The following is a 10,216-nucleotide window of genomic DNA, read 5'->3' as shown; positions in this document are numbered from 1 at the left end:
CGCCCCCACCCCCCGCCCGCCGCCCGGGGGGTCCCACCCCCCCGCACCCACCCCCCCCCCCCTCCTGGGGGGTTTTGGGTGGGACAGTTGCGCCGACTCGGCGGGTTACTTGACCTCGGACTTGAGGACGAGGCGGAGGCCGATGAGCGTGGGGATGATCAGCCAGATCACGCTGGCGACGCCCAGCTGTGCCCACATCTTCGCGGTCGTCTCGGAGTAGAGGTTCATGGTCGCCCAGTTGAGGTCGAACCAGTTGGCGTGCTCGGCCCACCAGGTGTTGGTCGAGGCCAGGGCCGACGAGACGGTGGGGAGCACCAGGGCGTAGACGAAGTAGGCGACGATGGCCCCGGGGGAGTTGCGGAACACCATGCCGAGCATGAACCCCATGAACATCCCGATCTCCTGGACCAGGGTGACCCGGGCGAGCTCGCCGAAGGAGAGGTTCCAGACGGGGTCGAGGTCCATGATCGCGGCGATGCCGAGGTAGCCGAGCGCCCCGACGACGGCCGCGACGGCGATGGAGACGAGACCCACCACGGCCGTGACCAGTGCCTTCGCGGCGATCACGCGACCACGTCCCGGAACCAGGGTGAAGGTGGTCAGCGCGCTCCGCGCGCTCCATTCGCCGGTCACGGCGAGCACTGCGATCATCGGCAGGATGACCGACATCGGGAGTCCCCAGGCGGTGGCGAAGCTCTCGTAGTCGAGGTTGTCGGGGTCCACGAAGATGCTGATCGCGCCGGTCGCCGCGAGGGCGAGCACGACCAGGCTGGTCATCAGCCAGAACCCCGAGCGGGTGTCGAACATCTTGCGCAGCTCGACGCCGGCGATGCGGCCGAAGGGGATCGGGGCAGGCACGGTCCGCCCGCGTCGGCTGGAGGCGTCGACGTGACGCCCCGCAGGGATGAGCGGGTCGGGGGTGACGGTCGTGGTGGTCATGCTGCGTTCTCCTCGAGGTTCGGGACGTGGTCGCGCTGGGTCTCGGCGGTGAGCTGGAGGAACATCTCCTCCAGGCCGGAGCCGTCGGCGGCGCGGAGCTCGGTCAGCACCAGCCCGGCGTCGAAGGCGACCTGGCCGACGGTGGCGAGGTCGGCGCCGGTGCGGACAGCCCCCTCGGTGGTGATCTCGGCGTTGTGCCCGGCGCGTTGGAGCGCGCGGCCGAGCGCGGTGGGATCACCGGCACGGGCGTACGTCTCGCCGGACGCCAGCAGCTCCTGCTTGGTGCCCTGGGCCACGATCCGGCCGTTGCCGATGACCACGATGTCGTCGGCGATGACCTCGATCTCGTGCAGCAGGTGCGAGGAGAGCAGCACCGTGCCCCCGTCGTCGGCGAAGCCGCGCAACAGGTCTCGCATCCAGCGGATTCCGGCGGGGTCGAGCCCGTTGGCCGGCTCGTCGAGGATCAGCACCTCCGGGTCGCCGATCAGGGCCGTCGCGATCCCGAGCCGCTGGCGCATCCCGAGGGAGTAGTTGCGTACGCGGCGCCCGGCCTCCTCCTCGGTCAGGCTGACCCGGTCGAGGGTCTCGGCGACGCTCGACTTCGGCAGTCCCATGGTCCGGGCGGCGAGGGTCAGGATCTCGCGTCCGGTCCGGCCGCCGTGCTGGGCCGAGGCGTCGAGAAGCACGCCGACCTCGCGACCGGGGTTGGGCAGCTGGGAGAAGTGCCGGCCGAGGAGGTGTGCGCTGCCGGAGGACGGATCGGTGAGTCCGACCAGGATGCGCATGGTCGTGGACTTGCCGGCGCCGTTGGGGCCGAGGAAGCCGGTCACCCGGCCGGGCTCGGCGGTGAAGGTCACGTTGTCGACGGCCGTGAACGTGCCGTACCTCTTGGTGAGGGCATCGATCTGGATCATGCCCCCAGCCTCGCCTCGGGCGGGCGCCGCGCGCTTCCGGCAGATCCCTGGCAGATCCCTGGCGGGTTCCTGGTCGTTCCCCTGAGCTCCCCTGAGACCGTCTCAGGGGAGATGAGTCCGTTGCGGAATGTTTCGTACCGGATCAAACGTTGTCGTGGCATGCGTATTGATGTGTGGTCCGATGTCGTCTGTCCCTGGTGCTACATCGGCAAGCGCCACCTCGAGGAGGCCCTGGAGGGCTTCGAGCACAGCGACGACGTCGAGATCGTCTACCACTCCTTCGAGCTCGACCCGACCGCTCCCGAGGTGCCGGTGGAGAGCACGGTCGAGGCACTGTCGAAGAAGTTCGGTGCGTCCCTCGAGCAGACCCGCGAGATGATGAAGCAGGTCAGCGTGCCGGCCGCTGCGGCCGGTCTGGAGTTCGACTACGAGGACACCCCGCACGCGCGCACGATCGACGCCCACCGGCTGCTCCACCTGGCCAAGGCCGAGGGCAAGCAGGCCGCGCTCAAGGAGGAGCTGCTCGCTGCGTACTTCACCCGCGGCGAGTCGATGGGCGACCACGCCGTGCTGAAGCGCGCCGCGGTGAAGGTCGGTCTCGACGGTGCTCGCGTCGACGAGGTGCTCGCGAGCGAGGAGTTCTCGGGCGACGTGCAGGCCGACATCGACCAGGCTCGTGCCTACGGCGCGACCGGGGTGCCGTTCTTCGTCGTCGAGGAGAAGTACGGCGTCTCCGGCGCTCAGCCGACCGAGGTGTTCAGCCAGCTGCTGGAGCGGGTGCATGCCGAGACCAGGCCCGCCCTGACGATCGTCGGCGACGGCGACGCCTGCGGTCCCGACGGCTGCGCCATCTGAGGCTGCCGCAGGTGTGGGTGTTTGTCTAGGTATGCAGACCAACCGTTACATCCCTAGCGGAACTCCGCCGGGGATGTGACTGTTCGGCTGCATACCTAGACGGACCAACCGGCCCGCTCACCGCTTCGTGGCGATCAGGACGCTCGTGTCGGGGGCGACCATCACCTCGACGGTCGTGAACCGCTCGTCGGTCAGCCAGGACTCGCGCAGGCTGTCGACCCGGCCGTAGACGATCGGCGGCCACAGGTCGGTGGGGATGAGATCGTCGATGACGACGATGCCGCCCTCCTCGACCAGGTCGGCGAGCTGGTCGGGGGAGACCCCGCCGGGGGTCTCGGCGTCCAGGAAGAGCAGCGCGAACGGACCGCGGTCGCGCAGGATGCCCCAGTCGGCGGCGATGACCTCGACCTGCTCGTCGTCGGCGAAGATCTCGGCGGCCTCCTTGGCGAGATGCTCGTCGAGCTCGGCGGAGACGATGTGGGCGGCCTCGCCGCGTACGCCGCTGCGCAGCCAGGCGGTGCCGACACCGCATCCGGTGCCGAACTCGGCCATGGTGCCGCTGCGGGTGGCCGCCAGGGTCGCCAGAAGCCGTCCGGTCTCGTTGCGGCAGAACGACACATAGCCCGCGCGACGGGATACGTCGAAGGCGCGGGTCACGACGTCTGGCAGCTCTGGGGGTGCACTCACAGGGCCAGTCTTCCCGATGACGGGTGTGATCGCGCGCACGGGTGTCTCGGATAGCGGACCATTCGTCCAGAACTGGTCCCACAAGGCGTCTGCCGGGTTAACGTCAGAACACCATGCGGAGCATTTTTCTCGTACTCGAGTGCCGCGACGGGGCCCAGCGGTAACGACCGCAGGAGAAGCCACCTCGTCGCGGTGGCTTCCGTCTTCTAAAGACCCCGGCTTCTCTCTCCCACACCACCTGTTTCCCTGATGTGTGAAGGAAGAAGTCATGTACGCGATGTATCCCGACAGCCCCGCCTCCGGATCCGACTATGTCGGCAACCAGTGGGTCCGCGAGTGGGGCCCGGCGAGCCACGACCCCGACAACCCGCACAGCGTCGAGAACACGATCGCCGCGGTCCAGCAGGCGCTCGACCTGCGGGACAACGGCGGCCAGCTGCCCGACGACAACTAGTCTCGCCGTATGTCTACGACCAACCTCGCAGTGATCCCCGGCGACGGCATCGGACCGGAGGTGACCGCCGAGGCGCTGAAGGTGCTCGAGGTCGCTTCTCCGGTGAAGTTCGAGCAGACCCGCTACGACCTGGGCGCCGAGCGCTATCTCGCCACCGGCGAGGTCCTTCCCGAGTCCGTTCTCGCCGAGATCAAGGAGCAGGACGCGATCCTGCTCGGTGCGGTCGGTGGCAAGCCCAACGACCCGAACCTGCCTCCGGGCATCCTGGAGCGCGGGCTGCTGCTCAAGCTCCGCTTCGAGCTCGACCACTACGTCAACCTGCGTCCGTCGCGACTCTTCCCGGGGGCGACCTCCCCGCTGTCGCCGGCAGTGCTCGACAAGGGCGAGATCGACTTCGTCGTGGTGCGTGAGGGCACCGAGGGCCTCTACACCGGCAACGGTGGCGCGATGCGGGTCGGAACGCCGCACGAGGTCGCCACCGAGACCTCGGTCAACACCGCCTATGGCGTGGAGCGGGTCGTCCGCGACGCCTTCGCCCGCGCGTCCGCGCGGCCGCGGAAGAAGCTGACGCTGGTCCACAAGACCAACGTGCTCGTCAACGCCGGCTCGCTGTGGTGGCGGATCACCCAGCAGGTCGCCGAGGAGTTCCCCGACGTCACCGTGGACTACCTCCACATCGACGCGGTGATGATCTTCCTCGCCACCGACCCGGCCCGCTTCGACGTGATCGTCACCGACAACATCTTCGGCGACATCATCACCGACCTCGCCGCTGCCATCACCGGCGGCATCGGCCTGGCCGCCTCCGGCAACATCAACTCGTCCCGCGAGTTCCCCTCGATGTTCGAGCCCGTCCACGGCTCCGCCCCCGACATCGCCGGCCAGCAGAAGGCGGACCCCACCGCGGCCATCCTGTCCGGGGCCCTTCTGCTCGAGCACCTCGGCCACCCCGAGGCTGCCGCCGCCATCGACGCCGCCGTGCTCGCCGATCTCTCCGAGCGCGGTTCGGCGCCACGTACGACCTCCGAGGTCGGCGACGCGATCGCCGCCCGCGTAACCAGCTAGACGCTCACCCTCGAAGGGCCGGGCGCAGAAACTCTGCGTCCGGCCCTTTCGTCTGACCCCACCACTTTCCCGTCGCCATTAGCGCAGCGATCGCAGAACAGGACTAATCTCATGGTCATGGAGATCAGCACCACATTGTCGACCCAACCGGCCACCGACAAGCAGCTCGCGGAGGTCCTGGCGAACCCAGGCTTCGGCAACCATTTCACCGATCACATGCTCACCGTCGAATGGACGCCCGAACAGGGTTGGCACGGCGGTCGCATCGAGCCCTACGCACCGCTCAGCCTGGATCCTGCGGCCGCCGTGCTGCACTACGCCCAGGAGGTCTTCGAGGGGATGAAGGCCTACCGGCACGCCGATGGCTCGATCTGGTCCTTCCGGCCCGAGGCCAACGCCGCCCGGATGGTCCGCTCGAGCGAGCGGCTCGCGCTGCCCGTCCTCGAGATCGAGGACTTCGTGCAGACCGTCTTCGAGCTGGTGAAGGTCGACCAGCGCTGGGTGCCCGAGGCGTCCGAGACCGACGAGAAGAGCCTCTACCTGCGGCCCTTCATGTTCGCCTCGGAGGCGTTCCTCGGTGTGCGCCCGGCCCAGCACGTGACCTTCATGGTCATCGCCTCGCCTGCCGGCTCCTACTTCAAGGGCGGCGTGAAGCCGGTCCGGATCTGGCTCAGCGAGGACTACACCCGCGCCGGCCGCGGCGGCATGGGTGCGGCCAAGACCGGCGGCAACTACGCCTCCTCCCTGGTCGCCCAGGCCGAGGCCTCGGCCCACGGCTGTGACCAGGTGGTGTTCCTCGACGCGCAGGAGGGCAAGTACGTCGAGGAGCTCGGCGGCATGAACCTCTACTTCGTCCACGCCGACGGCCGGATCGTCACCCCTGAGACCGGCACCATCCTCGAGGGCATCACCCGCTCCTCCATCATCGAGCTGGCGGGGAAGCTCGGCTACACCGTCGAGGAGCGCAAGTTCACCATCGACGAGTGGAAGTCCGGCGTCGAGTCCGGCGAGATCACCGAGGTCTTCGCCTGCGGCACCGCCGCCGTCGTCACCCCGGTCGGCGAGCTGGTCCACAAGGGCGGCTCCATCGCCTCCGCCGGTGAGGGCGAGGTCTGGAAGACCATCCGCAAGCAGCTCGTCGACATCCAGTTCGGTCGCGCCGAGGACACCTTCGGCTGGATGCGCAAGATCGTCTGACCCACGCCGGCTGACCTGATCGCCGAGGCGTCACTCCGGTCGGCCGAGGTGGCACGCAGGTGCCACCTCGGCCGACGTACGTGACGCCTCGGCGGGTTGTTCACTCGGGCCGGTCGACTCGGTGTGAGAGGGCGTCGTGTCGGTCGAGGCGGATAAGGTTTGTCCCGTGACGACAGCCCCCCGCCTACCCAAGGCGACCCGACGGGAGACCGTTGGCGACTACGACCTGCTCTCCCTGCTGGGGCAGGGCGGGATGGGGCGGGTCCACCTGGCCAGCCACCGCACGAGCGGTGAGCGAGTGGCGCTGAAGGTGCTGCGTACGCAGTTCGTGGGCGACGAGGAAGGCCGGCGGCGACTGGCGCGCGAGGTCTCCTCGCTGCAGCGGGTGCGGAGCCGGTGGGTCGCCGGAGTGGTCGCCGCCGACCCGTGGGGCGAGGTGCCGTGGCTGGCGACCCGCTACGTCCCGGGGCCGACGCTGCACGACAAGATCGTCAACGAGGGACCGCTCTCGCGCGAGGACGTGGAGCAGCTGGCCAGCGACCTGGCCGAGGGCATCGCCGACTGCCATGCCGTCGGCGTCCTCCATCGCGACATCAAGCCGGCCAACATCATCGTCGAGGGCCGCACCCCGATCCTGATCGACTTCGGGCTCGCCCGGGTCGCCGACGACCCGCAGATCACCGTGACCGGCCTGTTGATCGGCACGCCCGGATACCTCCCGCCCGAGATCGCCGTCGGCGACCCGGCCACTCCGGCCTCCGACGTGCACTCGTGGGCCGCCGTGGTGGCCTATGCCGCGACCGGCCGTCCGCCCTTCGGCGAGGGCAACTCGATGAAGCTGATGGACCGGGCCCGGCGCGGCGAGCACGATCTGAAGGACGTGCCGCAGCCGCTGCGCGGGCTGCTCGGTCAGGCGCTCTCGCCCGACCCGGCCGACCGCCCGACGCTGGACGAGGTCCGTGAGTGGCTGCGTACGCCGCGCCGACCGTTCGTGCACAAGCCGGTCGAGCAGCTCTCGCTGAGCGACCGGACCCAGCGGGAGAAGGCCACCACGCCGGTCGCGCCGGTCGTCCCGGCCGTGCGGCTGGGCCCGCGCCAGGCCGACGGCCTCGAGAAGCTGCGCCGGGGCGCGATCTGGCTCGGCCTGCTCGCCTTCGTCGTCGGGGTGATCGTCGCGTTCCCGAGTGTCGGCTTCCTGCTCGTGCTCGGCGCAGCCTGGCTGATCCGGTCCGGCACGCTGGCTGCCGGCGACCTGCGCCGATGGCGCTGGTATCGCGGTCGCAAGTGGCACGACGCCCCTCGACTCCTGATCGGGGCGCCGTGGCGGCTGGTCCGCACGCTGCCGAAGACGCTCGTGATCGGGATCTGGGGATTCGGGTTCGTGGTGGCCGCGGTGCTGATCGGCTTCGCTCTGCAGCTCTCCCTCGAGGCGGCTCTGGGCATCGCCGGGCTGGCGTTCGTGGTCGCGCTGTGGACCGGCTCCGGACGCGACCGGCTGCGTGACCCGGTGACCAAGGCGGTGCACCAGGTCTCGGCGCGTTGGGTGCCCTGGATCCTCGGGTTCGCGGTGGTCGTCACCCTGGCGCTCTTCCCGGTCCAGAGCGTCTCCGAGGAGGGTCCGCAGTTCTCCGGCGGCGACGAGCCGTGGTGGGTCGAGCTCCTCGGCTGGTGAGACGCCCGTCCCACGGAGGAAGATTTCGTGGCAGTATCAGGGCCATGACGACGTACGTCATCATCATTCGCTAGCGCGTCGAGCACACTGCCCGACGCGCCACCCTCTCGTTCCCGAGAGGGTTTTTTGTTGCCCAGACCACCCCTAGATCCAGCCCCAGCCCGAGGACAGCGCCATGGAATTCCACGTCTACGACACCACTCTGCGCGACGGTGCGCAGCAGGAGGGCCTCAATCTCAGCGTCGCCGACAAGCTCGCGATCGCGCGGCACCTCGACGGGCTGGGCGTCGGGTTCATCGAGGGCGGCTGGCCGGGTGCGAACCCGAAGGACACCGAGTTCTTCAAGCGGGCCGTCTCCGAGCTCGACCTGGAGCACGCGCGGCTGGCGGCGTTCGGGTCGACCCGGCGGGCGGGCGTCAAGGCGGCCGACGATCCTCAGGTGGCCGCGCTCCGAGACTCCGGTGCGGGCGTCGTCACTCTCGTCGCCAAGTCCCACGACCGTCACGTCGAGCTCGCGCTGCGCACCACTCTTGCCGAGAACCTGGCGATGATCCGCGACACCGTCACTCACCTGCGCGAGGAGGGCCAGCAGGTCTTCCTCGACGCCGAGCACTTCTTCGACGGCTACCGGGCCAACCGCGACTACGCGATGGAGGTTCTGCGGACGGCCTACGAGGCGGGTGCCGAGGTGGTCGCGCTGTGCGACACCAACGGCGGCATGCTCCCGACCTGGGTGGCCGACGTCGTCCACGACGTCCGGGAGACCACCCACGGAGCCGTCGGGATCCACTGCCACAACGACACCGGGTGCGCGGTCGCCAACTCGCTGGCCGCCGTGGACGCCGGCGCGATGCACGTCCAGGGCTGCATCAACGGCTACGGGGAGCGTACGGGCAACGCCGACCTCGTCTCCGTGGTCGCCAACCTGCAGCTCAAGATGGGTCGCGAGGTGCTTCCGGCCGGCCTGCTGGGCGAGGCGACCCGGGTCGCCCATGCAGTCGCCGAGGTGACCAACGTGCCGCCCGCCGGGCGGCAGCCCTACGTAGGCGCCTCCGCCTTCACGCACAAGGCCGGGCTGCACGCCTCCGCGATCAAGGTCGACCCCGACCTCTACCAGCACATGGATCCGGCCGGGGTCGGCAACGACATGCGGCTGCTGGTCTCCGACATGGCCGGTCGTGCCTCGATCGAGCTCAAGGGCCGTGAGCTGGGCTACGACCTCTCCGAGGACCGCGACCTGGTGACCCGGGTGACCGCGCGGGTCAAGGAGGCCGAGCAGCGCGGCTACACCTTCGAGGCCGCGGACGCCTCGTTCGAGCTGCTCCTGATCGAGGAGGTCGAGGGCGCGAGGCCCTCCTTCTTCGACGTCGAGTCGTGGCGGGTGATCTCCGAGGCCCGGGGCGGCGGCGCGGAGGCCGCCTCGACCACCGAGGCGATCGTGAAGATCCATGCCGACGGCGTACGTCACGTCTCGACGGGGGAGGGCAACGGACCGGTCAACGCCCTCGACCAGGCGCTGCGCGCGGCGATCACCCGCGCGTTCCCGGTGGTCGCCGACTTCGACCTGATCGACTTCAAGGTGCGGATCTTCGACCAGGGTCACGGCACCGACGCGAAGACCCGGGTGCTGATCGAGACCTCCGACGGCGTGACGTCCTGGACGACGGTCGGGGTCGGGTCGAACGTGATCGAGGCGTCCTGGGAGGCGCTGGTCGACGGGCTCACCTTCGGGTTGCGACACCACGTGAGCAAGCCCACACCGGTAGAGGTCCTCGCCACGGAATGAATCCGCGGTGGGGGAGTGTTGGACAGTTCAACATTGAACTTTCCGCGTCTTTCGAGGAGAACCTGTGTCCGACACCCGCATCGCCGTACTCGTTGGCAGCCTGCGCGCCGAGTCCACCAACCGTAAGCTCGCAGAGAAGCTCGCCGCGGAGGCGCCCGAGGGCATCTCCCTCGAGATCGTCGAGGGCCTGGGTCAGCTGCCGTTCTTCAACGAGGACCTCGAGGCCGAGCCGGGCGAGGAGGTCACCCAGATCCGCAAGACGGTCACCGAGGCCGACCGCGTGCTGATCGTGACGCCCGAATACAACGCCACCATCCCGGGCGTGCTCAAGAACGCGATCGACTGGCTCTCCCGCCCGTACGCCGCGGGTGCCATCAAGGGCAAGAGCGTCGCCGTCATCGGCATCACCCCGACCCCCTACGGCGGCAAGTGGGCGCACGCCGACGCCGCTCGCTCGGTCAGCATCGCCGGCGCGACCGTCGTCGAGGACGCGATCGTCTCGCAGCCGGCCCACGAGATCGACGTGTTCGCCGACGCCGAGGTCCAGGCGCGCTTCGCCGCTGCCGTCGAGAAGCTCGCCGCCTTCGAGGCGTGATGAGCGAGGCCGTCTGATCCCCATCCAGGCGGCACCACGAGGTCGGGTCTCT

The 10,216-nt window shown here is 69.4% G+C and carries 10 protein-coding genes; 7 read left to right on the top strand and 3 right to left on the bottom strand.

The window, feature by feature from the left end; genetic code table 11:
• Positions 1-105: 105 nt before the first annotated feature.
• Both WBG06_RS21770 and WBG06_RS21765 read right to left on the bottom strand, forming a co-directional pair.
• Positions 106-939 carry an ABC transporter permease gene (locus WBG06_RS21770; protein ID WP_336739179.1) on the bottom strand — a complete coding sequence of 278 codons (834 nt, stop codon included), beginning with the start codon at positions 937-939 and terminating at the stop codon, positions 106-108.
• Positions 936-1,853 carry an ABC transporter ATP-binding protein gene (locus WBG06_RS21765; RefSeq protein WP_336739177.1) on the bottom strand — a complete coding sequence of 306 codons (918 nt, stop codon included), beginning with the start codon at positions 1,851-1,853 and terminating at the stop codon, positions 936-938. Before WBG06_RS21765 ends, WBG06_RS21770 begins: the two co-directional genes overlap by 4 nt.
• 159 nt (positions 1,854-2,012) lie before the next feature.
• Between WBG06_RS21765 and WBG06_RS21760 the strand changes: the two genes are divergently transcribed.
• On the top strand, positions 2,013-2,708 hold the full coding sequence (locus WBG06_RS21760; RefSeq protein WP_336739175.1) for a DsbA family oxidoreductase: 696 nt from the start codon (positions 2,013-2,015) through the stop codon (positions 2,706-2,708).
• Between the two features lie 117 nt (positions 2,709-2,825).
• Here WBG06_RS21760 and WBG06_RS21755 read toward each other — a convergent pair whose 3' ends face one another.
• Positions 2,826-3,395 (bottom strand): O-methyltransferase, encoded by a 570-nt coding sequence (locus tag WBG06_RS21755; protein ID WP_336739173.1) that lies wholly within the window; start codon positions 3,393-3,395, stop codon positions 2,826-2,828.
• A gap of 268 nt (positions 3,396-3,663) precedes the next feature.
• Here WBG06_RS21755 and WBG06_RS21750 point away from each other — a divergent pair, with 268 nt between their 5' ends.
• The 6 genes from WBG06_RS21750 (at position 3,664) to WBG06_RS21725 (ending at position 10,164) form a co-directional block, all read left to right on the top strand.
• Complete coding sequence (locus WBG06_RS21750; RefSeq protein WP_336739171.1) at positions 3,664-3,849, top strand: hypothetical protein; 186 nt, start codon at positions 3,664-3,666, stop codon at positions 3,847-3,849.
• A gap of 9 nt (positions 3,850-3,858) precedes the next feature.
• Positions 3,859-4,914: a 3-isopropylmalate dehydrogenase gene (locus WBG06_RS21745; protein WP_336739169.1), complete on the top strand. Its 1,056-nt coding sequence runs from the start codon at positions 3,859-3,861 to the stop codon at positions 4,912-4,914.
• A 117-nt stretch (positions 4,915-5,031) separates the two neighbouring features.
• The gene (locus WBG06_RS21740) at positions 5,032-6,111 is read left to right on the top strand and encodes a branched-chain amino acid aminotransferase (RefSeq protein ID WP_336739167.1); all 1,080 of its coding nucleotides are present in this window, start codon (positions 5,032-5,034) and stop codon (positions 6,109-6,111) included.
• Positions 6,112-6,277: 166 nt separating this feature from the next.
• Positions 6,278-7,783 carry a serine/threonine-protein kinase gene (locus tag WBG06_RS21735; RefSeq protein ID WP_336739165.1) on the top strand — a complete coding sequence of 502 codons (1,506 nt, stop codon included), beginning with the start codon at positions 6,278-6,280 and terminating at the stop codon, positions 7,781-7,783.
• A 175-nt stretch (positions 7,784-7,958) separates the two neighbouring features.
• Positions 7,959-9,569: a citramalate synthase gene (gene cimA / locus WBG06_RS21730; RefSeq protein WP_336739163.1), complete on the top strand. Its 1,611-nt coding sequence runs from the start codon at positions 7,959-7,961 to the stop codon at positions 9,567-9,569.
• A gap of 64 nt (positions 9,570-9,633) precedes the next feature.
• Complete coding sequence (locus WBG06_RS21725) at positions 9,634-10,164, top strand: NADPH-dependent FMN reductase (RefSeq protein ID WP_336739162.1); 531 nt, start codon at positions 9,634-9,636, stop codon at positions 10,162-10,164.
• The last annotated feature ends 52 nt before the right edge of the window (positions 10,165-10,216 follow it).

Origin of the sequence: Nocardioides sp. CCNWLW239 (assembly GCF_037137035.1) — a bacterium.
GTDB lineage: Bacteria > Actinomycetota > Actinomycetes > Propionibacteriales > Nocardioidaceae > Nocardioides.
This window is presented reverse-complemented; position numbering and strand designations above follow the sequence as displayed.

Excerpts from the sequence above, each read along its gene's own strand:
- WBG06_RS21770 (WP_336739179.1), bottom strand. The coding sequence starts at position 939 with ATGACCACCACGACCGTCACCCCCGACCCGCTCATCCCTGCGGGGCGT.
- WBG06_RS21765 (WP_336739177.1), bottom strand. The coding sequence starts at position 1,853 with ATGATCCAGATCGATGCCCTCACCAAGAGGTACGGCACGTTCACGGCC.
- WBG06_RS21760 (WP_336739175.1), top strand. The coding sequence starts at position 2,013 with ATGCGTATTGATGTGTGGTCCGATGTCGTCTGTCCCTGGTGCTACATC.
- WBG06_RS21750 (WP_336739171.1), top strand. The coding sequence starts at position 3,664 with ATGTACGCGATGTATCCCGACAGCCCCGCCTCCGGATCCGACTATGTC.
- WBG06_RS21745 (WP_336739169.1), top strand. The coding sequence starts at position 3,859 with ATGTCTACGACCAACCTCGCAGTGATCCCCGGCGACGGCATCGGACCG.
- WBG06_RS21740 (WP_336739167.1), top strand. The coding sequence starts at position 5,032 with ATGGAGATCAGCACCACATTGTCGACCCAACCGGCCACCGACAAGCAG.
- cimA (WP_336739163.1), top strand. The coding sequence starts at position 7,959 with ATGGAATTCCACGTCTACGACACCACTCTGCGCGACGGTGCGCAGCAG.